This window comes from Novibacillus thermophilus (assembly GCF_002005165.1).
GTDB classification, from domain to species: Bacteria; Bacillota; Bacilli; order Thermoactinomycetales; family Novibacillaceae; genus Novibacillus; species Novibacillus thermophilus.
In genome coordinates, this window is the sequence record NZ_CP019699.1 from 3090414 (window position 1) to 3115100 (window position 24687).

The 24687-nt window shown below is 53.0% G+C and carries 26 protein-coding genes and 2 pseudogenes; all 28 read right to left on the reverse strand.

Translation table 11 applies throughout. The features are described 5' to 3' along the window. Position 1: 1 nt before the first annotated feature. Positions 2 to 892 carry a MinD/ParA family protein gene (locus B0W44_RS15055; RefSeq protein ID WP_077720742.1) on the reverse strand — a complete coding sequence of 297 codons (891 nt, stop codon included), beginning with the start codon at positions 890 to 892 and terminating at the stop codon, positions 2 to 4. Further along, complete coding sequence (locus B0W44_RS15060) at positions 885 to 1982, reverse strand: flagellar biosynthesis protein FlhF (protein ID WP_077720743.1); 1098 nt, start codon at positions 1980 to 1982, stop codon at positions 885 to 887. Before B0W44_RS15060 ends, B0W44_RS15055 begins: the two co-directional genes overlap by 8 nt. Then, entirely contained in the window at positions 1979 to 4015 is a 2037-nt protein-coding gene (gene flhA, locus B0W44_RS15065; RefSeq protein WP_077720744.1) for a flagellar biosynthesis protein FlhA, read from the reverse strand. The genes B0W44_RS15060 and flhA overlap by 4 nt, the downstream gene beginning before the upstream one ends. A 15-nt stretch (positions 4016 to 4030) precedes the next feature. Continuing rightward, positions 4031 to 5119, reverse strand: a complete 1089-nt coding sequence (gene flhB / locus B0W44_RS15070) for a flagellar biosynthesis protein FlhB (RefSeq protein WP_077720745.1) — start codon at positions 5117 to 5119, stop codon at positions 4031 to 4033. Between the two features lie 3 nt (positions 5120 to 5122). After that, positions 5123 to 5902, reverse strand: coding sequence for a flagellar biosynthetic protein FliR (gene fliR, locus B0W44_RS15075; RefSeq protein WP_077720746.1), 780 nt, complete (start codon positions 5900 to 5902; stop codon positions 5123 to 5125). A gap of 7 nt (positions 5903 to 5909) precedes the next feature. Then, positions 5910 to 6179, reverse strand: coding sequence for a flagellar biosynthesis protein FliQ (gene fliQ / locus B0W44_RS15080; protein ID WP_077720747.1), 270 nt, complete (start codon positions 6177 to 6179; stop codon positions 5910 to 5912). A gap of 28 nt (positions 6180 to 6207) precedes the next feature. Next, positions 6208 to 6942 carry a flagellar type III secretion system pore protein FliP gene (gene fliP / locus B0W44_RS15085; protein ID WP_418304107.1) on the reverse strand — a complete coding sequence of 245 codons (735 nt, stop codon included), beginning with the start codon at positions 6940 to 6942 and terminating at the stop codon, positions 6208 to 6210. Positions 6943 to 6965: 23 nt separating this feature from the next. Further along, a complete protein-coding gene (locus tag B0W44_RS15090; RefSeq protein WP_077720748.1) occupies positions 6966 to 7430 on the reverse strand; it encodes a FliO/MopB family protein in 465 nt (154 codons plus the stop codon). A 23-nt stretch (positions 7431 to 7453) separates the two neighbouring features. After that, positions 7454 to 7819: a response regulator gene (locus tag B0W44_RS15095; protein WP_077720749.1), complete on the reverse strand. Its 366-nt coding sequence runs from the start codon at positions 7817 to 7819 to the stop codon at positions 7454 to 7456. Positions 7820 to 7849: 30 nt separating this feature from the next. Then, positions 7850 to 9027 (reverse strand): annotated as a pseudogene (fliY, locus tag B0W44_RS15105) (flagellar motor switch phosphatase FliY). Beyond that, positions 9014 to 10015, reverse strand: a complete 1002-nt coding sequence (fliM, locus tag B0W44_RS15110) for a flagellar motor switch protein FliM (protein ID WP_077720752.1) — start codon at positions 10013 to 10015, stop codon at positions 9014 to 9016. Before fliM ends, fliY begins: the two are co-directional and overlap by 14 nt. 29 nt (positions 10016 to 10044) lie before the next feature. Continuing rightward, positions 10045 to 10476: a flagellar basal body-associated FliL family protein gene (locus B0W44_RS15115; RefSeq protein WP_169835617.1), complete on the reverse strand. Its 432-nt coding sequence runs from the start codon at positions 10474 to 10476 to the stop codon at positions 10045 to 10047. Positions 10477 to 10480: 4 nt separating this feature from the next. Beyond that, a complete protein-coding gene (locus tag B0W44_RS15120; protein ID WP_077721436.1) occupies positions 10481 to 10696 on the reverse strand; it encodes a flagellar FlbD family protein in 216 nt (71 codons plus the stop codon). Positions 10697 to 10708: 12 nt separating this feature from the next. Then, the gene (gene flgG, locus B0W44_RS15125; protein ID WP_077720754.1) at positions 10709 to 11533 is read right to left on the reverse strand and encodes a flagellar basal body rod protein FlgG; all 825 of its coding nucleotides are present in this window, start codon (positions 11531 to 11533) and stop codon (positions 10709 to 10711) included. Between the two features lie 71 nt (positions 11534 to 11604). Continuing rightward, the gene (locus B0W44_RS15130; protein ID WP_077720755.1) at positions 11605 to 12033 is read right to left on the reverse strand and encodes a flagellar hook capping FlgD N-terminal domain-containing protein; all 429 of its coding nucleotides are present in this window, start codon (positions 12031 to 12033) and stop codon (positions 11605 to 11607) included. Between the two features lie 41 nt (positions 12034 to 12074). Further along, the gene (locus B0W44_RS15135) at positions 12075 to 13520 is read right to left on the reverse strand and encodes a flagellar hook-length control protein FliK (RefSeq protein WP_077720756.1); all 1446 of its coding nucleotides are present in this window, start codon (positions 13518 to 13520) and stop codon (positions 12075 to 12077) included. A 24-nt stretch (positions 13521 to 13544) separates the two neighbouring features. Next, positions 13545 to 14375 (reverse strand): magnesium transporter MgtE N-terminal domain-containing protein, encoded by an 831-nt coding sequence (locus tag B0W44_RS15140; RefSeq protein ID WP_077720757.1) that lies wholly within the window; start codon positions 14373 to 14375, stop codon positions 13545 to 13547. Next, positions 14372 to 14827, reverse strand: a complete 456-nt coding sequence (gene fliJ, locus B0W44_RS15145; RefSeq protein ID WP_077720758.1) for a flagellar export protein FliJ — start codon at positions 14825 to 14827, stop codon at positions 14372 to 14374. Before fliJ ends, B0W44_RS15140 begins: the two co-directional genes overlap by 4 nt. After that, the gene (fliI, locus tag B0W44_RS15150) at positions 14828 to 16159 is read right to left on the reverse strand and encodes a flagellar protein export ATPase FliI (protein WP_077720759.1); all 1332 of its coding nucleotides are present in this window, start codon (positions 16157 to 16159) and stop codon (positions 14828 to 14830) included. Next, positions 16086 to 16955 carry a FliH/SctL family protein gene (locus tag B0W44_RS15155; protein ID WP_077720760.1) on the reverse strand — a complete coding sequence of 290 codons (870 nt, stop codon included), beginning with the start codon at positions 16953 to 16955 and terminating at the stop codon, positions 16086 to 16088. Before B0W44_RS15155 ends, fliI begins: the two co-directional genes overlap by 74 nt. Continuing rightward, the gene (gene fliG, locus B0W44_RS15160; RefSeq protein ID WP_077720761.1) at positions 16939 to 17946 is read right to left on the reverse strand and encodes a flagellar motor switch protein FliG; all 1008 of its coding nucleotides are present in this window, start codon (positions 17944 to 17946) and stop codon (positions 16939 to 16941) included. The genes B0W44_RS15155 and fliG overlap by 17 nt, the downstream gene beginning before the upstream one ends. 25 nt (positions 17947 to 17971) lie before the next feature. Next, positions 17972 to 19570: a flagellar basal-body MS-ring/collar protein FliF gene (gene fliF, locus B0W44_RS15165; RefSeq protein ID WP_169835618.1), complete on the reverse strand. Its 1599-nt coding sequence runs from the start codon at positions 19568 to 19570 to the stop codon at positions 17972 to 17974. A gap of 102 nt (positions 19571 to 19672) precedes the next feature. Next, positions 19673 to 19966, reverse strand: coding sequence for a flagellar hook-basal body complex protein FliE (gene fliE, locus B0W44_RS15170; protein ID WP_077720763.1), 294 nt, complete (start codon positions 19964 to 19966; stop codon positions 19673 to 19675). 20 nt (positions 19967 to 19986) lie between these two features. Next, the gene (gene flgC, locus B0W44_RS15175) at positions 19987 to 20418 is read right to left on the reverse strand and encodes a flagellar basal body rod protein FlgC (protein WP_077720764.1); all 432 of its coding nucleotides are present in this window, start codon (positions 20416 to 20418) and stop codon (positions 19987 to 19989) included. Between the two features lies 1 nt (position 20419). Then, complete coding sequence (gene flgB, locus B0W44_RS15180) at positions 20420 to 20857, reverse strand: flagellar basal body rod protein FlgB (RefSeq protein WP_228441218.1); 438 nt, start codon at positions 20855 to 20857, stop codon at positions 20420 to 20422. Positions 20858 to 21151: 294 nt separating this feature from the next. Further along, positions 21152 to 22561 (reverse strand): group II intron reverse transcriptase/maturase, encoded by a 1410-nt coding sequence (ltrA, locus tag B0W44_RS15185; protein WP_077720766.1) that lies wholly within the window; start codon positions 22559 to 22561, stop codon positions 21152 to 21154. Positions 22562 to 23037: 476 nt separating this feature from the next. Then, positions 23038 to 23214, reverse strand: a pseudogene (locus B0W44_RS15190) (GTP-sensing pleiotropic transcriptional regulator CodY); the annotation flags it as partial. Between the two features lie 49 nt (positions 23215 to 23263). Next, complete coding sequence (gene hslU / locus B0W44_RS15195) at positions 23264 to 24670, reverse strand: ATP-dependent protease ATPase subunit HslU (protein ID WP_077720768.1); 1407 nt, start codon at positions 24668 to 24670, stop codon at positions 23264 to 23266. Positions 24671 to 24687 lie beyond the last annotated feature (17 nt).

The window sequence follows — 24687 nt, forward strand, 5'->3', positions numbered from 1 at the left end:
GTCACGTCCTTCTCCGAATGGCGTTTAGTAAATAGCGCATAAAGCCTTGGTTCCCTTCATCGCCCTTCTCCGAAAACTCAGCTAAATACCGCTTTGTCATAAGCTCGAGCCGGCGTGTTACAGGACTGTTGGGGAAACATTCACTGAACGGTCTCTGCCGTTTTACCGCACGCACGACGTCCACGTGATCTGGTAAGTAACCGAGCAGCTGTACGTCCCGGTGCAGAAACTGTTTCACCGCGAAACACATTTTCTGACCTGTTCTCTCTCCTTCTCTGCGGTTTGCAGCTCGATTGATAACTGTCCACAGTTTTAAGCTGTCCCGTTGTGTAAACAGGTATTTGATGACCGCGTACCCGTCCGTGATAGCTGTCGGTTCCGGTGTCGTGACGAGTATCGCCTCGTCTGCGGCCAAAATGAGAGAGAGGCTCTCTTTCGTCAATCCGGCTCCGGTGTCTACAATAATAAAATCGGCAAAATCTTGAAGTTCTTTTAACTGAGCCACAAGGTACTCTCCCTGTTCCGGGGTGAGGTCCATCCACTCTTGAACACCGGACCTCCCTGGTACGCAGTAGAGGCCGTTCGGCCCCCGCTCCATGACGTCGTAAACGGTGACTCCGGGTTGCAACAGATCGTACAGCGTTCGGCGCGGCGTCATGTCCATGAGCACATCCATGTTGGCAAACCCGAAGTCAGCGTCAAACACGACCGTTTGGTAGCCTGACTTCGCCAGTTGCATGGAAAAGTTGAGTGTGAAGTTCGTCTTCCCTACCCCCCCTTTGCCGCTCGTGACCGCAATCGTGTGCGCTCTTAGCAGCTTGCGGGACGTACGCGGCACTTTTTCCGCTGTGGCCTGCATGCGCAGTCGAAGTGAATCGGCCTGGTCACGCATTCCCGTCCACTTCTTCCATTATCCACTGCGTCAGCTGATCGGCATCCGCCTCCACCATGTCGTCGGGAACATTTTGACCCGTTGTGATCAGTCCCAGCTTGTACGGTGTTTTGGACACGAGGTTCAGCATTAAACCGTACGAGGTCGTTTCATCAGCTTTCGTCAACAACAGATGAGTCACTGGTATGGACGACACGCTCTCGAGGACCGCGTCAATGTCTTCGTCCCGCATCGTCAAACTGAGCACGAGGTGGATCGCCGCCTGGTCACTGTGCTGTATGTATGCAAACAGTTCCGACACGTTCATTTTCTGCCGGTAGTTGCGCCCCGCTGTATCGACCAGGACGACGTCACAGTGGGACAGTTTTTCCTTCGCTTCTTTCATCTCGTTCGGATCGTGGGCGACGTGAATCGGGACGTTTAGGATGTCTGCGTAGGTCTTGAGCTGTTTGACAGCCGCGATCCTGAACGTATCGGCTGCGATCAGTCCAACGGAAAGGCCTTGCTCCAGTACGTATACGGCGGCCATTTTGGCGATCGTCGTCGTTTTCCCCACCCCGGTCGGACCGATCAGGTAAACCGTCTTCGGTCCAGAGCCAACTGAAAGGGGAGTACCCACTCTTGCTTCAAAACGTTCTCGAATCTCACCGGCCACTAGCGAGTAGATCTCTTTCTCATCCGCGTTTTGAATATCGCGAATACGCGGCTGGACGTTGCGAAAGAGAGAGGCGATGACATCGTCTGTCACGTGCTGGCGTTTAAGGTGCGTCTCGACAGCCGCAAAAGGACGGGGCAGGTCGTTCTGTTGTGTGTACATCCACTGTTCCATCATCTGTTTGATCGATTCTATTTCCCTTTTCAGCCCGTCTTGCGGTGAATCCCTTTCGACGCGGTGTTGTTTCAAACGGGGGCCTTCCACCCCGTGATCGACGGCGGCGATCACTTCAAAGCGCTGCTTGCCGAACAGTCCCCACAACCCCCCGTGCTTAATCGGCTTGCTGTCGAGTATGACAGCCGTATCCCCCAAGTCGTCACGTATGCGAGACATGGCATCCGGTAAGGAATTGGCGACATACCGCTTCACTTTCATCCGAGATTCACCACCCCTACACTTTTAATTTCCACTTGCGGCTCTAACTCATTGTAAGAGAGGACGGGCAAATCCGGCATGACGCGCTCGACGAGTTGCTTGACATGGGTACGCAGGGCCGGCGATGTCAAGATGATCGGTTGCTCGCCGATGTCTGTGAGCCGCTTCACCTGTTCAGACACTTTTTGGTAAAAAAGTTGTGACACGCTCGGTTCCATGGCCAAAAAGCTGCCGCGCTCCGACTGTTGGATGTGGTCCGCCACCTGCTTTTCAGTGTCCGGGCTCAACGTGATCACTTTGACTTCTTTCCCGCTCCCGGCGTATGTGCGAGTAATTTGCCGTGCCAACGCTTGCCGTACGTATTCGGTTAACACGTTCGGATCTTTCGAAAACTGTGACGCGTCGGCCAACGTTTCCAAAATGGTATGTAAATCCCGAATGGAAATCTTTTCACGCAGTAAGTTTTGCAGCACTTTTTGAATCTCTCCGATGGACAGCTTGTCCGGAACGAGTTCCTCGATGAGAGCAGGCGCGCTTTCCTTGACGTGGTCGATGAGGGACTTCGTTTCCTGTCGACCCAGCAGTTCGTGCATGTGGCGTTTAATCGTTTCGGTCAAGTGGGTCGCCACAACGGACGGCGGGTCGACCACTGTGTATCCAGCCTGCTCCGCCTTGTCCCGCACGGTCTCCGCAATCCACAACGCTGGCAGCCCGAACGCCGGCTCCGTCGTTTCCACGCCCTGAACGGACGGGTCTTCGACACCGGGACTCATGGCCAAGTAGTGATCGAGCATCAGTGTGTAACGGGCCACTTCGTTCCCTTTTATTTTGATGACATACTCATTGGGCGCCAGTTGAATGTTGTCGCGGATGCGGATCACCGGAACGATCATCCCCATTTCCAGCGCGCACTGACGTCGAATCATGATCACCCGGTCCAATAAGTCGCCGCCTTGCTTCACATCGGCGAGGGGAATCAGTCCGTACCCAAATTCGAATTCAATGGGGTCAACCGTCAAGAGCGACATGACACTTTCCGGACTGCGTATGCTTTCAGCTTCCGCCTCTTCTTGTTGATCCTCAGACTCCTGCCGTTCCTTTTGTTCCGATTGGAGGAGCACGTAGCCGCCAAGCGCCATGAGCGCGGCGATGGGCAAGGAGATTAAGAGACCGATAGGCGTCAACAGACCGAGTGCCAAAATGACGGCCGCCACGACAAACAGCATCTTCGGATAGGCAAACAGCTGTTTCGTGATGTCGCTGCCCAGATTGCCGTCCGACGCAGCCCGCGTCACCACAATGCCGGTGGCCGTCGAGATGAGGAGGGCCGGGATCTGAGTGACGAGCCCGTCGCCGATGGATAACAGCGTAAATAAACTGGCCGCCTCACGCAACGACATGCCGTGAACGATCATCCCGATGGAAAACCCGCCGATGATGTTCACCATTAAGATGACGATGCTCGCAATGGCATCCCCTTTGATAAATTTACTGGCCCCGTCCATGGCGCCGTAAAAGTCGGCTTCCCGTTCGATTTTCTCCCGCCGTTCCCGGGCCTCGGCATCGGTAATCACGCCGGCATTCAGATCGGCGTCAATACTCATCTGTTTCCCGGGCATCGCGTCCAGGGTGAAGCGGGCCGCCACCTCTGCTACCCGCTCGGCCCCTTTCGTAATGACGATGAATTGAATAGTGACGAGAATGAGAAACACGACAAACCCGATCACAGGGCTGCCGCCGACGACGAACGATCCGAACGTCTCGATAATCTGCCCCGCTTCCCGTATAGAGAGAATGGAGCGCGTCGTGGACACGTTTAACGCCAAGCGAAAGAGCGTCGTCACTAACAGAAGAGACGGAAAAATTGAAAACTGCAGCGGTTCTTTCGTGTTCATCGCCACCAGAATGATCGTGAGAGCGAGCGAGATGTTGATAAAAATGAGAATGTCGAGTAACCACGGCGGCAGCGGGATGATCATCATCATGACGATCAAGATGATGCCGACTAGTACGGATAAGTCCGTCCACTTCATCCGATCACTTCCTCCTTAGCTCTTACGCCGAGTTCCGCGCATGCGGTACACGTACGCCAACACTTCGGCAACCGCCTGAAACAGATCGGGAGGAACCGTCTCTCCGATGTCTAATCGTTCATAAAGGGTTCTGGCCAGCGGTTTGTTCTCCATCACTGGCACCTCGTGAGCTTCTGCCAGTTCCCGCATGCGCTTGGCCAACAAGTCAGTCCCTTTGGCGACTACCTGCGGCGCATCCATCTCTTGCGCTTCATACTTGAGTGCCACTGCGTAATGAGTCGGGTTGGTGATGATGACGTCCGCTTTCGGCACTTCTTGCATCATGCGCTGCATAGCCATTTGCCGCTGTTTCTGTTTCATTTTGTTTTTTATTTCAGGCGGCCCTTCCGTCTTCTTCAACTCGTCTTTAATGTCCTGCTTGGACATGCGAATGTTCTTCTCGTGGTCGTATCGCTGGTACATGTAGTCCGGTATGGACAGCAAGACAAGGGTTAAAGCGACAAATAAACCGAGCTGGACGAGCATTTTCCCGATGGCAGCTGCCGTCCCCCCCACCGGCACCCGGGACAGTTTAAACATGTCCTCGAAGTTGTGCTGCAAGACGAGGATGACAACAGCGGCCACAATCACAAATTTCAGCAAGGATTTGAGAAATTCTACCAGTGCCCGTTTGGAAAATATGCGTTTTGCGCCTTGAACCGGGTTTAGGCGTTCGACCTTCACTTTCAACGGTTCAGTCGTAAACAGCGCCCCGATTTGGACGTAATTGCCGAGCACCCCTGCTGCCAGGGAGGCCGCCATTACGGACAGTACGGCAAAAGCCGAATGCGACAGCACTTCCCCGTATATCTCCTGTACCGTGTCGGGAGTCACCTCAAGCAGAACCCACCCCTCGTCGAACGGCAACCGAAACAAGCGGACAATGTCGCCGGCAATCGCCCCCCCTGCTGCGAACAAAAACAAAAAGACCAACAAAAAAATGAGCGATGACGGCACGTCGGCACTTCTCGCCACCTGTCCTTTTTTACGGGCATCCTGGCGCCGCTTCGGTGTAGCTTTCTCTGTCTTTTCCTGGGCAAACCGCTGTAAATCCAGCGTGAGCATCGGCTACGCCCCCACCACGTTAATCAGTTCCCGCATCGTGGTCGCTATTTGCCGGAAAAGCCGATCAAATATCCAGACAAATCCGGGCAAGACGAGCAGCAACACGACGAAACTCGTCACGATCTTCACCGGCAGTCCGACGACAAATATGTTCATCTGCGGCACGGTACGGGCAATGACCCCTAACCCGATATCGACGAGAAAAAGGGATGCCGCAATCGGCGCCGCCATTTTAAACGCCAGCACAAACATTTCATTAAAACTCGACGCCATCAGCTGGGCGAGGGATCCGCTGTCCCAGGAAAAGACAGGCGTCCGCCCCACCGGCGCCACCTGTAAGCTGGACATGATACCGTCCAACAACATGTGATGGCCGTTTAAACTGAGAAAAACGAGAATGGCGAGCAAATATTTAAAACTTCCCGTGAGCGGCGTCTGGGCACCCGTCTGGGGGTCAATCACATTGGCGAGAATAAATCCCATTTGCACGTCGATGACGGTTCCCGCCACTTGCATCGCCGTCAAAAAGAGCATCGCAATAAAACCCAGACTGATGCCGATCGCCACCTCCTGAATCACGAGCAGCGGAAACGTGATGTCAAAGGCGATCCCTTCGTTCCCCTGGAGGGTCCCGGCGACGAGTAACGTAAACAGGGCGGCGAGCCCGATTCTGAATTGCGGCGGCACTCCGTAACCGCTGAAGATGGGCGCGATGACAAAAAAAGCGGTGACCCGGCACAAGAGGAGCAGAAAAAGCGGAAGCGACGTTTCAAACCATTCCATGCGCGCCCTACCCTACCATGTTGTGCATGTTTCTCAACAGATTGCTGGCGAAATGCACCATTCTCGACAACATCCACGGCCCAAAGACGAGGACAGAGACGAAAACGGCAATAATTTTCGGAATAAAGGCCAACGTTTGCTCCTGTATCTGCGTCGTCGCTTGAAATACACTGACGATGAGCCCGACCAGCAAGCTCATGCCGAGTAGTGGAGCAGACACGAGTAAAATGGTGTAAACGGCTCCCTGCCCGATCTCGATGACTTGCTCCGCACTCATTGAGCGAATCCCTCCCTTGTTGTTGTGCTCACGACTCAAAGCTCATGAGCAGCGATTCCACGACGAGGTACCAACCGTCCACCAAAACGAACAGCAGTATTTTAAACGGCAGTGAAATCATCACCGGGGGAAGCATCATCATTCCCATCGCCATAAGCACACTGGCGACAATCATGTCAATGACTAAAAAGGGGACGAATATCATAAATCCGATCTGAAACGCCGTTTTCAGTTCGCTTATGGCAAAGGACGGGACGAGCACGGTGAGCGACAAGTCCTCAATGTTTTCAGGCCGCTCAGTACCGGAGTACCTCAAAAACAGCTCTAAATCTTTCTCCCGGATGTGCTGAGCCATAAACTGTTTCATTGGCAATACCGCTTCATTTATCGCCTCTTCTTGATCGATCTCCCCCGCCAGGTACGGCTGTACCGCATTGTCGTTAATCTCACCGAATGTAGGGGCCATGACGAAAAAGGTGAGAAACAGGGCTAACCCGATCAATACTTGATTAGGCGGCATCTGCTGCGTCGCCATCGCATGACGCACAAACGAGAGCACGACGACGATGCGAGTAAAACTCGTCATGAGGACGAGAATGGCCGGTGCCAAACTCAACACGGTGAGAAGGAGCAACAGTTGTACGGTAACGGCCACGTCTTGCGGTTCGTCCGAGGTGCCGATCGTGATGTCGACTCCTGGAATGGGAGCGTCCGAGTCTCCGCTCTGAACCGAACACCCCCCTAACAGCAGACCAAACACCAATAAGACGGCAATCCCTGTACGCCTCAATCTGTTATCTCCCTTTCTGCTGAACGCTCCTCCCGCCCGTGCAGCCACTCCTTCAACGTCTGTTCACGCTGTGCGCGCATTGCGTGTAGCTTGCGGTTCAAGATGGACGTAAAGTCACGATTGGAGTCATCGGGTTTTCGGCCGAAAAACGGTACGGTCTTGCCTTCTTTAGACACGTTGAAATCCTGCATGATGCGTTCTTTTTCATCGGCATCGTCAATCACTCTGAGCAGTGTCACGTCCTGACCAATTCCCAGCACGTACAGAACGCCGCCGATTTCCACAATTTGCAGCGATTTTTGCGGCCCTAAGCCGACACCGCCCAGCACTTTAAGCGGCCGGTGGCGATACAGCCACTTCGATCGAAGGGACAAAAACTTGGCCAAGAGCCAAATCATACCAATGACGACGGCCAGGCTGACGACCAGCTGAACAACCATTTCCGATACACTGACATTCATACGCTAGATAACCGTCCTGTTTTTTATGTAGACAACGTTTTGTTGACAGCTTCCAACACGCGGTCTGCCTGAAACGGTTTGACGACAAAATCTTTGGCACCCGCTTGAATGGCATCAATGACCATTGCCTGTTGTCCCATCGCCGAACACATGATGACCTTGGCCTCAGGATCCAAGGCCCGTATCTCTTTTAAAGCCGCAATGCCGTCCATCTCCGGCATCGTAATATCCATCGTCACGAGGTCCGGGTTGTGTTCTTTGTATTTTTCCACCGCTTGTGCTCCGTCGCTCGCTTCCGCCACGACTTCATAGCCATTTTTTGTCAGGATGTCTTTGATCATCATGCGCATAAAGGCTGCATCATCTACGATTAAAACCCGTTTAGACAATGTCGATCTCCCTTTCAACGTTTCTTACTTTCAGTTATGGTGTGAAAGCTGTTCTAAACGAAGTTTTCCGTTGAGTATCTCCGTCACTCTCACACCGAAGTTCTCGTCCACGACGACAACTTCGCCGCGTGCAATCCGTTTTTTGTTTACGAAGATGTCCACCGGTTCCCCCGCCAGCTTGTCCAATTCGATGACCGACCCAGGGGAGATAGAAAGCAACTCTTCAATCGACTTTTCAGTCCGCCCTAACTCTACCGTCACTTGTAACGGGATGTCCATAAACAGCCCGAAGTCGACATTGCGGCCAGCCGGTTGGGATTGGGAAATCGGCGAAAATTCTGCAGTTTGCACTTCCCTTGACGGGATGGATGCGACCATTTTCGTTCCTCCCGAGACGAAGAAGCCGGAGCTGAAGCGTCAGACTGCGCCTCTTGTCGATCAGTCACACGGTCGTATTCCCGATTTTCGGCATATGTCGTGTCAGGCGGAGGTGCTGCTTCTGCGCTGACAGCCGTCTCCTCTTCGGTTGCGCTTTGCTGTTGAGCCAAAAGTTTTTTGGTCATCTCTTTGGCAAACGAGATGGGCAGCAACTGCATGATGTAGGAGTCGATCAGACGTCCGACTGTAAGGCGAAATGATATTTTAACCAGCATCTCGTCACCTAACGACCGCTGCGGCTCGTCACTGTGAGAAAAGTCAATGATCTCCACGGTCGGGGGCGAGATGTTGACCATAGTGTCGAAAATGGTGGACATGGACGTGGCGGCTGAACCCATCATTTGGTTCATCGCTTCCTGCACTGCACTTATGTGCATGTCCGTCAGCTCGTCGTCCTCGACTTCTCCATCCCCTCCCATCATGAGGTCGGCGATGACTGCCGCATCCATCGTTTTGATCACGAGCATATTCGTACCAGAAAAGCCTTCCGTGTAGTTGACGGATACAGTGACGTGCGGCTTCGGAAACTCGACGTTCAACTCGTCTGCATAAACGACTTCCACATGGGGCGTCGTGATTTCCACTTTATGTCCGAGGATCGTCGATAAAGCAGTGGATGCACTGCCAAAGGTGATGTTCCCAATTTCCCCCAGCGCATCCGCTTCAGCCTTGGACAATTCCTCTTGCTCGAGCTGTCCTTCGTCTTCTGTTCCATCGCCCGCCAAAAGCGCATCGATTTCCTCTTGCGATAACATCTCATTGTCTTTCATCTTCGTCATCCTCTTCATCTATCGTTTCCTGAATCTGGACAGCGAGTCTGCCTTTAACTGTTCCGGCCTGCGCCAAAAATTTGGGCCGTTTCCCCAGTTTGACTACGAGGGGTGCATCTGCCGCCTGGTCCAGAGGGATCACGTCACCGGCGGATAACTCAGTTAACTCTTTCAGCGTGATGTGGCATGTCCCCAGTTCGACCGTAATTGGAAGCCTTGCCCGTTTCAGCCTTTTTTTGACGGCGACCCGGTCGGACGTGTTGCCCGATTTTTTGTTCGACAGCATGTGGTGGGCCGTCAACTTCGGTAAAATGTCCTCGATCACAACATGCGGAAGGCACAAGTTGATCATGCCGCTCGTTTCACCTATTTCCGTATTCAGTGAGATGACAGCCACCGTTTCATTGGGTGAGACGATCTGCATGAACTGGGGGTTCGTTTCTAAAAAGTCCAATTGGGGCTCTATCGCTGCAACGCCCTTCCACGCATCGCGGAAAAAGTCTAACGTTCGCCTGAAGATGCGCTCCATAATCAGCGCCTCTATCTCTGTTAAGCTCCGGTTTTGGGGTTCGGCTTCGACACCGATACCGCCCATTAATCGATCAATCATGCCAAAAGCGATCTTTGGGTTGACCTCCATCACCATGCGCCCCTCAAGGGGAGGAGCTGAAAAAACATTCAAAATCGTCGTCGTCGGGATGGAACGGATAAACTCTTCGTACGGCAACTGCTCAACTGCCGCCACTTCAATTTTGACAAACGTCCGCAACTGCGCCGACAAATAAGTCGTCAACATCCGCGAATAGTTGTCGTGGATGCGGCTTAACCCGCGCAACTGATCTTTCGAAAAGCGGAGAGCCCGCTTAAAATCGTAAAGTTTAACCTTTTTTTTGTCTTCTTCTTCTTTCAGTTCGTTTGCACTCATTTCGCCGGACGTAATGGCGGCGAGCAGCGAATCAATCTCAGATTGCGTTAGAATGTCCGCCAATTCGTATCACACCCCATCATCCCCTGATGCTACTGCGTGACCCGTTCCGTCACGTAAATATGCTCAATTTTCCCGCCTGCCAGATAGGCATTGGCTCGCTCCTGTAAGTCGGCCTTCAGCCGGTTTAGTCCTTTTTCTCCGGCGACGTCCTCTTCAGAGCGATTTTGGAGCAGGGCAATGAGGGCGTCTTTCACTTGGAACATGCGCTGGTCGAGCTCTGTTTTCGTCTCCGGGCGGTCGACTTCAAAGACGACCGCTAATTTAATGTACGTGTCATCGGATAAATTGGTCGTGACTTCCAGCGGCTCCGACGTCACCTCCATTAACTGCTCCACTTCCTTTTTAGCCGCTTGTGCTTCTTTCGGCATGGCGTAAAACTGTAAGACGAGAAACACAGTAACACCGACAAGGGCGATGATGAGCAGCAAAATTAACGTAAAAGGCAACAAACGAATGTGCACACTGTCAACCTCCATTCGCATTCGACTGCAGGACGGAATGGACGCCCGACTTGGCCAAAAACTGTGTCGCGCGCTTGACGACTTCTTCCACGTCTTCCTGCACGATGTACTTCTTGTGTGTCGTGGTCGTAATCACGGTGTCGGGAGTCGCTTCCACTGTTTCAATGAGCAAAGCGTTCAGGACAAACGGCTGTCCGTTCAATCGGGTGAGGGAGATCATGGCCATCCCCGATTAACGTTTCAAGTTGACGAGTTCCTGCAACACTTCGTCAGACGTGGTGATGATGCGGGAGTTGGCCTGAAACGCCCGCTGGGCTACGATCATTTCCGTAAACTCTGCCGCCAAGTCGACGTTGGACATCTCTAAAACACCTGTGATTAACTGTCCGGTCCCGTCTTCGCCAGGCGTGCTCAAGTTTTCTAAGATGCTGTCACTATCCGTAATGTCGGAATCGGCATTCGGCGTCGGTGAGTACAACGAATTCCCCACTTTTTGTAACCCGGCCGGATTATCTAACTTAACTAGTGCAATTTGAGGGTTAAGTGTCGCCCCATTTGCAAGAGTAACGGTAATGGTGCCGTCCCTGCCTATTTCAAAACTTTCAATATCAATGTCAGGATCGCCCAGTTGAATCGTATTTCCATTAGTTCCAACAACGCGAAGTCCACCGGACGTCACTAAATTGCGGTTTGCGTCAATGTAAAAGTTCCCCGCCCGAGTTAAATAATTTTGATTTCCATCTGTTACGACAAAAAACCCTTCCCCTTCGATGGCGAGGTCCGTCGGGACGTTGGTCGTCATCCAGCTCCCCGGCGTGTGCAACACATCAATACTTCCAATCGTTGTTCCCAAGCCGATTTGCCTCGGGTTCGTTCCTCCTCTGTCGTCTGCCGGTCCTGTCGCACCTGCAACGGTCTGACTGAGAACGTCTTGAAACATGACTCGGCTCCCTTTAAACCCGACGGTGTTGACGTTGGCGATGTTGTCACCGATGACGTCCAGTTTCGTCTGAAAGCTTCGAAGTCCCGAGACACCTGAGTACAGTGAACGCAACATAGTCTTTCTCCTCCCAAACAAAGTTCTTATAATATGGATTCATTTCAATAATTCCAGTCATTGTTGTTCACTCAAATTGATCTCTCTGTCACTTCTTTGATCCCGACGATATCCCCTAAGAGCACTCTTTTTCCATCAACTTCTGCATATGTAAAACCTTCTCTATACACGATGGCGTCGACGATCCCGGACTTCTCTTCACTGCCGTCGACCCACGTGACGTGTTTCCCGATGAGGTGGGCGTTTAACACTGGCGACTCCCGCAACAACAGCATTTGCGTGTTTAAATTGTACATTTGCTCCAGTGAACTGAACTGCGCCATTTGCGAGATAAACTCTCGGTCCTCCATCGGGTTCGTCGGGTCCTGGTTAGCCAGCTGGGTGACGAGCAGGCGCAGAAAGTCGTCTTTGTCCAGCGTCGCTTTGTGTTCCCGTTGGTAGTCGTCACGTTTCCATCCACTGTATGTACGGTACGCACTGTTCACCGCTTCCGACGGCATTTTCCCTTCCTCCTCTCATCAATCCTTTCCATCCGCGATCGTTATACTGTATAGTTCACTGACGAGTGTGGATAGCGCCACGATGCCACCTCAGCCGTTTCCATGTCGGAGTACGTGTCCAACACATTCACTCTGTGACCCCCTTCTGGTTGGGGCGTATGGCCCCCTTCCCCTCCGTGGGAATCTTGGGGGTGATGAAAACGCCGGGACGCGAGTCCCTGTTGCCCGACGGACACTTCCAGCTTGTCCACCTGCATCCCTTGTTGTTGCAAAGCTTGCCGCAGGTGCTCCAACTGACCCTCCAGCAATTCTTTCGCAACCCACGTATCGACGACGAGATGGGCCGTTAACACTCCGTTGTGACTCGTCATACGCACATCGACCTGTCCCAGACTCTCCGGGTAAAGGGACAGTCGGACTGCGGAGGTGCCGTTCGGGTTTACGTGCAGATGGCGGACGATCGTCTGCTGCAGCGCCTCTGAAAACTGTTGCAGCTGAACGAACGGTTTCGTTGCCGCGTTCGTGTTGGCGACGTGAGATTGGGACGCTATCACACTTTGGGAGGCCAACTGCATTTGCCACCCGCTTTCAGCTCGCTGCCCTTGCACCTCCACTAACTCTCCGCCCCCTTTGCCAGTTGTTACAAGGCCTCCGCCGTCGACAACAGTTCCTGGCAAACGGGAGAGGCGTGAAACTGTCGCCGGAGAAAACGTCGCTCTGCCATTCGCAACAGCTACTGCCAAACGGTCAAGTGACGAGTGGTGTGCGTTCAACGCCGGTTTGTCGCCAGCTCCCAATTCCAGGTAACCCGACGGGACCTTTGTAGACGCACGTGTCGTCTCCGGCGACGCTCCCACAAGGAGATGCACTTTTGGCGTTTCGCCCCGACTTTCCGGTCCCCCTTGGACACGTACATGGACGTCGTGTGGAACGCTCCCCTCTTTCAAAACGGAGGGAGTGCGCTGTCCAGAACTGTCGGGATGAAGTTCTCTGAGGAGCAGCCAAACGCCCTTTGCCACCTGTAGGCGTTCTGTTTCAGCAAGTTGGCCAAAGAGTGCGACAAAATCTGACATGATGCGCTGTAACTCGTGTGTTCGTGCTGACACGTCGCGGACGTCGGGCGACCCATCACGCATTTCCCCCTGTTCGAGCCATTGTGTCAGCTCTTCTGACAACTGTGAGAGGCCTGGGTGCTCCTGTTTCGAAGAAATGTCCTCTAAACCGTCTATTAATTGAGCGACCACCTTCTCCCACAGCCCATTTGAACCCTCTCGTGGGTCTCCGATCCTGGCGATCGCGTCTCGTATGGACCGCGTCATTGGATCTGACGACCCGTGATGCGGCAACAACTGAAGGAAAGCGTGAAAAGTGTGCCAAAACGTCGGATGTAATTTTTCATCCTCCACACTCAGTTCCGAACCCACGAGCGACCTGTCGGTCGTTCCCTGGCGCTCCGTTTGCACCGTTGGCCACACGGCGATGTTCAAAGCTTTTTCACCCCCTTTGCGGAATTAACTGTCACCTACGAGCTGCTGCGAGAATCGGCTGGCTGTCTGTGCTTCCATACTGGATAGTATGGCCGCCCTCGTACCGGCCTCTAACTCACGCAATATGCGCAAAGCGGTCCCCTGATTCATCTCACTCAAAATGGCAGCGGCGTCGGACGGCTGCATATTCGCGAACATGAGTGCCCATTCCGCCGGATCTTCTTGCCACTCCCTCATCAGGTCTTCATACGGTGCTATCACTTCATTCGCCGCTTGGAGCAAGGGCATGTTGTTGGAGCTCTGTTCCAAGTCTTTCAGTAAAACGGTGTAAACAGCTGCTTGTTCCGGCGGCAGTTTTCCTAACAGTTGGCTCTGGGCAGTTGAATGCATGAGATGTAGGGTTAAGAGGGCTTCAGCCGGCGGCATCTCGGAAAGAATCAGCGCCGATTTGCTCGCAAACATGCCTTCCAGTTTTTTGGCAATCTGCTTGTAGCTTTTAACCGTCATTTCTTCCGCCTCTGACGCTTCCCTTTCAGCCCGTTCTCTGTTCTCCTCCATCAATTCTTCCGTCTTTTTCTTTTCTGCCTCAATTTCTTGCGTCAACTGCTCAATCGTTTCGTTCTTTTCATTCAACTCCTCAGTCAGTTGCTCGATTTTTCGCTGTGCGAGTTCCGCCGACCGATCCTTCTCGGAGAAAAACGTCCCGACGAGGGGAAGACGCTGTCCGACTTTCGCCACTTCTTGAGCCACATCCACACCGAGAAACATTAACAGAGCAACCGTGACGACAATCGTAAACAAAAACGGCACAATTCCTAACATGAAAAATCTGGCTAATGCACGGCTCAGTTTCACGGCACGCCTCCTCCTGCAGTTCGCCCGTAGTGTTGCACAGCCACTTCATCAGTGAGCAACTGTTCCTTTCGTTTTTCTTCTTGACGGTATCGGGTGAAATCCGCTTCCCGCAATTTGTTCAGTATTTCTTCAGAGATACGCCATTCTTTTAACTGCTTTTGCTCGATTTGGGCTTGTCTTCGCAGTTGGTCCCGCTCCACTTCGTACTGCCTCGCAGCCTCCCGCGTCAACGCGATGTACTGGTCGGCGTCTTGCAACTTCTGTGCCGTCACCGTTCTGTCCGCGGCAGGTTGGTTAGACCCGGCTGCCTGCTGCACTTTCTCTGCAAACTCTGCCAGCTTTGTTTCAACTTCCTCTAGTTTTTTCAATGTTTCTGTGTATTTCCACTGCGCTTGCTGTCGCTTTTGTTCTCTCAAATGACGAATACTTTCCCATTTGAAGTGAAAGGCCATTTAAGACAACTCCTTAAACTGTTCCGTCAACTGCTGAACCGCTTCGCTCAAGCTGCTCCGTTCAAACGTGTCCTGACGGGTAAAAGCGTGAATGTTGTCAATGTACTTGAGAGCTGTATCAATGGACGGGTTGGAACCCGGTTTGTACGCACCGATATTGATGAGATCTTCCGCTTCCCGGTAAGTGGACAACATTCGTTTGACATTCAACGCCGCCTGTCGCTGCTCGGAGGACGCGACTTGGTCCATGACCCGGCTCACACTGTGCAAAACGTCAATGGCTGGATAGTGTCCTTTTTGTGCCAGGTTTCGCTCAAGCACAATGTGACCGTCTAATATGCCGCGTACCGCATCGGCCACAGGTTCGTTCATATCGTCAGCGTCGACCAACACAGTGTAAAACGCCGTGATCGAACCGGTCCTCCCCTGACCGGATCGCTCCAACAGTTTTGGGAGGTTGGCAAAGACGGACGGCGTGTAGCCGCGTGTAGTAGGCGGCTCGCCAATCGCAAGCCCCACTTCCCGTTCAGCCAAGGCGTACCGAGTCACCGAATCCATCAAGAGCATCACATCTAAGCCAAGGTCGCGAAAGTATTCGGCAATGGAGGTCGCGATGATCGCACCTTTAATCCGGATGAGGGCGGGCTGATCGGACGTCGCGACGACGACGACTGAACGTGCCATTCCGTCAGAACCGAGGTCGCGTTCCAAAAACTCCATCACTTCCCGCCCCCTTTCTCCGATGAGGGCAATGACATTAATGTCGGCTGACGTGTTGCGGGCAATCATGCCGAGCAGCGTGCTCTTCCCGACGCCGGATCCGGCAAAAATCCCGACGCGCTGACCTTTCCCGACCGTCAACAATCCGTCAATGGCTCGCACTCCCGTACTCAACGGTTCGCGAATGCGCGGTCGCAAGAGGGGATTGATGGGCGGATTCGACGTCGAATACTTGTGCAGTCCAGCAGGGAGCGGCAATCCGTCCATCGGCTTTCCGAGGCCGTCCAAGACGCGGCCGCGCAACGCGTCCCCTACGTGAATCGTCAACGGCTCACCAGTGTTCACCACATCGCACCCCGGCCCGATGGCTCCGAGATCGCCCAAAGGCATGAGCAGAACGCGGTAGTCGCGAAATCCGACCACTTCAGCGAGCAACGGTTCGGCTCCGAAATGGGGGTAAAGTTCGCACACATCGCCGATTTTACAATCGGGGCCTTGCGATTCAACCGTGAGGCCGATCACTTGTGTCACCCGTCCGTTAACGCGCAGCGGATTCAACTGCTTCAATTTTTGCCGATATTTTGAGATTTGCAGCGTCTCGCGACTCTCCATCTTCCTTCGCCACTTCCATCAATGTCTTTCTGATTTGGTTTAGTTGAACGTCAACCCGTGCATCAACGCTCCCCTGTTGTGAGCGGATGATGCATCCGTCACTCTCAATCATCCGGTCAGGGACGATTTTGAGTTCTTGATTGCCGTTCACATACCGTTTCAATTCCTCCCGGGCCCCTTGGACAAGGGGAAAGCGCTCCGGTTTGACGAACACGGTAATCGACCCTGTCGCGTTGCAGTGATCCAAAGCCCGTTGGACCATGTCCACGATGACGGTTTCGTCCAACTCCACCTGCCGAGCGATCACTTTTTCGGCAATGTCCACGCTCAGTTGAACGAGAAACGGCTCTGCTTCACGGATCACTTGTTGTTTGGCTATGTACGAAGAGTTAACAATGTCCCGCGCCTTGTCCAACTCTTCCTCGAGCTGCCGCTTCGCCTCTGCCAACCCCTTCTCGTAGCCCTCGGTGTACCCTTCGTCGTACGCTGTTTTGCGAATGTCCTCTTTGATGTGGCGATCTTGGCTACGTTGTTCGCTCCACCACTTTTCGATTTCAGCCTTCGCCTCTCTTTTCAGACGTTCCGCTTCACGAGCGGCGTCGCGCAAGACTTCCTCAGCGTGTCGCTTCGCTTCTTCCGCCAGCCGGTCAACGTCTTCTTCCGCTGTCAGTGTCGGTTCATCTTGTGGGTCCTGACCCTCCTCCACACGCAAGGTGTGTTCACGCAGCTGAATGCGAAACGCTCCATCGCGTTCGCGGTATTTGGTATGTTTTAAGACGTTAGACAACGAGATCATCCCCACCGCGAACGATAATGACTTCACCGAGCTCTTCCAGCCTTCGGATCGTGCTCACAATCCGCGTTTGCGCTTCTTCGACATCCCGCAGTCGCACGGGACCCATGTACTCCATATCTTCTTGAAACGTTTCAGCCATTCGCTTCGACATGTTTTTAAAAATGACATCTTTGACTTCCTCGCTGGCAACTTTTAACGCCAATTGCAAGTCGTTGTGGTCGACTTCCCGGATGACTCGTTGAATTGAACGGTTGTCCAAATTGACGATATCTTCAAATACGAACATGCGTTTTTTGACCTCTTCTGCCAGCTCTGGGTCCTCAATTTCCAAACTTTCCAAAATCGTCTTTTCCGTGCTGCGATCCACGCCGTTCAAAATATTGACGACCGTCTCAACGCCGCCCGCCTCGGTGTAATCATGGCTGAAGGTCGTCGACAACTTCTGTTCCAGAACGTGTTCGACTTGTTTGAGCACTTCCGGGGAGGTGCTCTCCATCAAGGCGATGCGGCGCGCGATGTTGGCCTGCATCTCATCCGGAAGCTCCGACAGGATGACAGCGGCCTGCTCGGGCTGCAAGTAACTGAGCACGAGTGCAATCGTTTGCGGGTGCTCGTTCTGAATGAAATTCATAATTTGGGACGGGTCTGACTTCCGTGCTAGGTCGAACGGACGGACCTGGAGCGTGGACGTCAGGCGATTAATAATTTCTATCGCCTTTTCTTCACCGTACGCTTTTTCCAGCACATCCTTCGCGTAGTGAATGCCGCCCTTAGAAATGTACTCCTGGGCAATGCATATTTCGTGAAATTCCCGCAACACATTCTGCTTCTCTTCGTTGCTCACTTTCTGAACATTGGCAATTTCCAGTGAAAGTTGTTCCACTTCTTCTTCACTTAAGTGCTTATAGATTTCAGCTGCGATGTCCGTCCCTAACGCGATGAGCAAAATCGCTGACTTTTGCCGGCCGGACAACGTCGAAGGGAGGGCCACTACCTATCCTCCTCTCTTTATTCCTTTACTCTTCACTCAACCACGTACGCAACAGATTGGCGAACTCTTCCGGCTTTCTGCGCGCCAGTCCTTGCAACTGGCGGCGCATGACCGTCTCCTCGTTTTCAGGCACATCGTGTAAAGAAGGAACCTCTGGTGTAACAGGTTGTGGCGTCAGCTCTTCCTCAAATTCTTCTTCTTCCAGCAACCTACGGCGCCGAACCACGATCCACGTCACGACACCTCCTAACGCCAATGCCGCTACGGCACCGATAACCGTCCACCATAAAGGTGACAGACTAAATCCGTCATCCAACTGAACTCGGCCTGCTAACGGGTGCGGCGTGACGGAAATTTTGTTGGCGATTTCCTCGTCGGTCAATTCTTCATCCGTGTGAATCGAGGCCCTTACGATGTTTCCCAAGATGTTCTGTATCGCTGTGTCCAGTCCGTTCTCACTGATTGAGGCGATGTTGTTCGGGTCCGGCGGCTCGACGCCGACGTTGATCGTTAAGTCTTCGACACGATACGGCTGGGCCGCGATCTCCTTCGTAATGCGGTTTACTTCATAATTGATGCGTTCCTCCAGCCGTTCGGACTCGCTGCCACCGTCACCGCCAGCGGCTGGATACGTCGGAATGTCCGTTTCACCCGTTCCGACTGTCCCTTCACTCGCGCCTTCTCCAGAAAAGGACTCTTGGATTCTTTCAACGCTGACCGCGATTCCTTCTTGATCGTCTTCGTTTACAGGCTCCACCAGTTCTTCCACTCGCTGTTCCTGATCGAAATTCAAGTTGGCCACGACGGAGACGACCACTTTATCCTGACCGATGATCGTGCCGAGCAACTGTCGAACTTCGTGCTGAATGTCCTGTTCAAATTGCTTGCGCACGGCACGGTGATCGGCTACTTCTCGGTTATAGTTCGGCCTGTCTTTTTCCTCGTCGATGTCCAAAGGAGTGAGCAAGTTGCTGTTTTGGTCCACGATCGTAATGTTTTCTATCGGCAAGTTCGGAACGCTCTTGGAGACGAGCAAGTACAGACCGTTAATTTGATCTTGCGTCAGCATCTGGTTCGGGTCGATATCCACAATGATCGATGCCGTCGACGTCCCTTCTTCATCGGTAATCCACACCGACTCTTGGGGGAGATTAATCATTACGCTAGCGGACCTCACACCTTGGACGCGGCGGATCATCCGCTCCAACTCGCCTGCCATCGCATCTCGCTCGAGCACGCCGAATGTCTCTTCCGTCGTTCCAAACGTCATATTTTCCTGAAACAGCTCGTACCCGATACTTCCAGAAGACGGAAGCCCTTCTGCCGCCAGATCGACCCGGACTTGGGCAGCGTCCTTGCTCGGTACGCTTATCGTTGAACCGTCTGAAGACAACTCGTAAGGGATGCCGGCTTCTTTCAACTTTTGCGTGATTTCGCCTGTATCAGCTTCATCTAAATTCGTATAGACGACTTCGTATTCCGGACGAGAGCTGAAATAGAGAATGAGTGCCAACGCTGCCACAAACAGAACGGCTGTCCCGACAACCAGCACTTGTTGCCGCCTGTTAAACGATTGCCAGTGCCTTAGCGCTTTCTCTTTCCACTGCTGCCATCTTTCTTTCACAATCTCACCTCAGCGACTGAGCTACCCAGTGATACAGCAAGTTGTGTATCGATTGCTGTCACGTTTGCTTAATCAGCGCATTTTACTCCTTCACATCTGGTGCTATATTTGCATCCGCATCATTTCCTGGTAAGCTTCCACCGCTTTGTTGCGAACTTGCAAAGCGAGTTGTAAGCTGAGTGACGCCTTCTCTTGTGCAATCACGACGTCATGTAAGTTGTTCACTTCACCGGCTGCTAGCCGTGTATGTAACGCTTCTGCCTGCAGTTGTTGATCATTCACCTGTCGAATTGCATCGGCCAGGGCCTGTTTAAACGCGTCAGCAACGTGAGCTGCACGCTGCTGTTTGGACACTGTTTGCACCGATTGTGTAACGGAACCGACTGACTCAATCATGCCTACCTCTCCTCACCTTTTTACCTTCCGATTTCCAGGGCTTTTAACGCCATTTGCTTCGACGCGTTAAACGCCGTCACGTTCGCCTCGTAAGAGCGGGTCGCCGTCACCATGTCTACCATCTCCTTCAGCAAGTCAACGTTTGGCAGCCGGACGTACCCGTTCTCGTCGGCGTCTGGATGTTCAGGCTGGTACAGTAACTTAAACGGCGTTTCGTCTTTGACAACGCGTGTCACTTTCACACCTTCCAGTTTGCGGTTGAGCACGTCCCGGAAAGAAGACTGGGCCGGCTGCATGACGACCATCTGCCTTTGGTAAGGCATCCACTCGCCGTCGACGCGACGCGCTCGTGTCGTGTTCGCATTGGCGATGTTCGCCGATATGACGTCCATCCGAAAGCGGTTAGCCGTTAGACCCGTAGCACTAATGTCAAGCCCTTGGAAAAGCCCCATCCTATCCCCTTCCTTCCGTGATGACATGCCTGAGCTGACGAAATTCATGGTTGAGCGACTGCGCGAGCGCCTGGTACCAAAGACCGTTCTTTGCCAACAGCGCCATTTCAGCGTCGATGTCGACGTTGTTGCCGTTATTGTTCATCTTCGTTCCCGTCTCCACCGTCACTTCAGGAGTTACAGCGCCTTGACCCGGGCGGCCGATGGGGATGTGTCTCGGATCTGTCACACGGCCTTTAAACCTTGACGCTTTGTTCAACTCCTGAAGGAGCACATCTTCGAATCGGACGCGCTTCGCCTTGTAATAAGGCGTGTCGACGTTGGCAATATTGTGGTTGATGACGTGTTGCCGCAATTGGCTGGCGTCCATCGCCTGGGAAAGTGCGCGGACCGACATGTGATTCACAAGGGACAATCGACTTAATTCCTCCTTTTTCAATTTACAGTATATAAAGACTATTAATAATCGGAAAGTCATGGAAATGTATGCACAATACATTCTACATTATTCTACATTTTTCCTGCTTTTGTCGACACAATTTGCGTAAAAAAGTATAAAAATAGTCATAAAGACCTACGGTCATTTAGGTTGAGAACCGCTTTTACATATAGGATTTAGGTCTTTTTTCTCTCCTCCTCTTTTCAACGTCTCACTGAACGCATCCCGTATCAAATCGAGTAGGAGGGGCGGCTAGCCCCCGTCCTCTCACACCACCTAGCATGCGGGTCCGCACTAGGCGGTTCCAAAAGGTTGACGAAGTTCCATATAACGAGAAAGCATACTCTTCAGCCCTTTCGCTTCCCAGTAGGAAGTCGGAAGGGCATTGTTTGTGTTCCGGGACATTTCCCATGGTCCTCGGCGGGAATTGGCCATCATGAAGCAGGCCCATTCTGGTACGCCAAGGGCCCTAAGTTCACGAAGACGGGTTCTGACCCGTTTCCATTGTTTCCATAGGCACATCCTCAGTCTGCGCCGAATCCATTGGTCGAATCTTTCACAGTGCGTCTTCATCGATGCCAGTCGAAAGTACCTGACCCAACCGATGATGTAGCGGTTGAGCCGTTTAATTCGCTCTTCCATGGAGATCGCCCGTGAACGACTCGTCATCTCACGTATTCTATCTTTGAATCGGGAGATGGTCTTCGGGGCTAACCGAATCGTTGCTTGTTTGTCCGGCAGAAAACTGAACCCTAGGAATTTCCGGTTCCAGGGGCGGTCTACCGCACTTTTGTCTCGGTTCACTTTCAGTTTCAGCTTTCCCTCTACAAAGCGAATTACCGATTCCATGACGCGTTCCCCTGCGCGCTTGCTAGCGACAAAGATGTTACAATCGTCCGCATAACGTGCGAATTGCAACCCGCGTTTCTTTAGTTCTTTGTCCAGGTCGTCCAACAAGATGTTGGCCAGAAGCGGACTCAGCGGTCCGCCTTGCGGCGTCCCTTCCTCTGTCCGTTGGCATACTCCGTTGACCATGACTCCGGCGTTGAGGTACGCCCGGATGAGTTTCAGGTCTCGCTTGTCCTTCACCCTTCTTGCTACCCTCGCCATGAGCATGTCGTGGTTTACTCGGTCAAAGCACTTCTCTAAGTCCAAGTCCACAACCCATCTGTATCCACTCTGGATATAGCGCTGGGCTTGAAGGACCGCATCATGGGCTCGCTTCCCTGGTCGGAAGCCGTAGCTGTCCCATGAGAAGTGAGCATCGAAGATCGGATGCATCACTTGCAGCAGGGCTTGCTGGAGGAGCCGGTCCATCGCGGTCGGGATCCCTAGAAGCCTCACGCCGCCTCCAGGTTTGGGGATTTCCACCCGTTTGACTGGCGCGGGTTTGTAGGTTCCCGCTAGGAGCTCTGCTTTCACCTGTGCCCAGTGTGTGTTCAGGTAAGCCTGCAGTTCAGCTACCGTTACTCCGTCCACTCCGGGCGCTCCTCCGTTTCGGACCACTCGCTTGTATGCGAGCAAGAGATTTTCTCTCTCAAGCATCCTGTCCAGCAAGTCGTTATGGTCTTCGCGAGAGGAAGGGGCGACTTGTGCCGGAGAAGAGCTCGGCGCTCCAACATACCCTCGCGGCTTCACCGCTGCTCTCTGTTGGCAGCTCCCTTGCGGGATATTCTGCTGTCTGCGCTCTTCTCTCGAACGCATCGGTTTCCTCTCTCCTTTCGGTTCGGCCCTTCCGCTTTCCGGCGCCCCGTACTTGCGTACTATGGCCTCTGCTGACTCCTGCGGATTCAGCGCAGCCTCTCGACTGCGGTTACGATGTTACTTCGCGTGTTCCGCAGGCCTCCCCAGATAAGAGCGTCATCTTTCCGCCCGCGATCACTGGAGTTTACAGGATGAGCCCTTGGCGGCTTTGGATTTCGTTGTGTTCTGGCAACTCATCCGACTAATCCTGCCTCAAATCCAGTTCGTGTACCTTGACCCGTGCGTTTGTCTCCGGCTTCCTTCAGATTCCGCCTCGCGACGGACACCCTTGCCTTTGACTACGGTAGGCGCTCGCCAGCCCCCGTTCGGGACTTTCACCCTATAGATGACGCCCATGCTGGGCGTACATAGAAAAAAGGCCTACATCTTGTAAGCCTTTTTCGCATGAAACCTGTTTATCGTTTGTTCACGTGTATCTATCGGTTGGACGCGTTCAACACCGGAATTAAGTTGGGATTCAACACCTTGATGTACGTGCCTTTCATGCCAAGGGACCGGGATTCTAAAACGCCGACATTTACTAGTTTCCACAACGTGTTGACGATCACAGAACGGGTGATTCCGACTCTGTCTGCCACTTTACTTGCCACCACATCTTCTCCAACAAATTCATCCCGTCTCGCCTCCACCATTCTCGTCCGACTACAAAATGTACTGACTTAAATCCCGGTTTTTCACGATATCGGACAGGCGCTCCCGTACGTATTCCGGCGTAATCTGAACGGTCTCCATCGTAATCTCGGGCGCCTCGAAGGACAGCTCTTCCAGCAAATACTCCAATATGGTGTGCAGTCGCCGGGCGCCGATATTGTCTGTTTCCTGGTTCACTTCTTCGGCTAACTTGGCGATTTCCCGAATCGCCTCATCAGTGAATTCGACATGAATCCCCTCTGTCTCCAACAGCGAGGTATACTGCTTCGTGATGGCGTTTTTCGGTTCGGTCAGGATGCGGACGAAGTCGTCCACAGTCAAATCCTGAAGTTCGACGCGAATGGGAAACCGGCCCTGCAACTCCGGTATGAGATCGGACGGCTTGGACATGTGAAAGGCGCCGGCCGCAATAAACAGGATGTAGTCTGTCTTCACCGGTCCGTATTTCGTCATCACCGTCGATCCCTCTACGATGGGGAGAATGTCCCGCTGTACACCTTCTCTAGAGACATCCGCGCTTTTGTGGTGCTCGGCTCCGGCAATTTTGTCGATCTCGTCGACAAAAATGATCCCGCTCTGTTCCGCTCGTTCAATCGATTCTTGTATCACGTCGTCTTCGTCGATCAGCTTTTGTCCCTCTTCTTGTGTCAACACTTTCCGAGCTTCTTTGATCGTCAACCTGCGTTTTTTCTTTTTCTTCGGCATCATGTTGCCGAACAGTTCCTGCATGTTGATGCCCATCTGTTCTACGCCGGACCCTGAAAAAATTTCAAACATGTTCGGATAGTTGTCTTCGACCTCGACTTCAATCACTTCGTCTTCCAGTTGTCCGGCCAAAAGCTTTTGCCGCACTTGCGCCCTCCGCTGGCGCAACGTCGTCCTTTCCTCGCTCCCCTCGTCGACATGGTCACTCGACTCCTGGCTGCCGAACAACACCTCTAGCGGGTTTTTAAAGTTCCCCTGTTTTTTTCCGCCGGGAACTAATATGTGGACGATGCGTTCATTTGCCATCTGTTCGGCCCGATCTTTCACTTGTTCGATTTTTTCTGCCCGCACCATGCGGATTGACGTTTCCACCAGGTCGCGCACCATCGATTCCACGTCGCGTCCGACGTACCCGACCTCAGTAAATTTGGTCGCCTCCACTTTGATGAAGGGAGCTCCAACCAGTTTGGCCAGCCTGCGGGCAATTTCCGTTTTCCCGACACCCGTCGGGCCGATCATGAGGATATTTTTCGGGACAATTTCGTCGCGCATCTCTTCCGGGAGCTGCGACCGCCGATAGCGATTGCGTAAGGCGACCGCTACAGACCGCTTCGCTTTCGTCTGCCCGACGATGTATTTGTCCAGCTCGGCGACGATCTGTTTCGGCGTTAAGGTCGATTGTTCGTAACCCACGTGATTCCTCCGTTCTT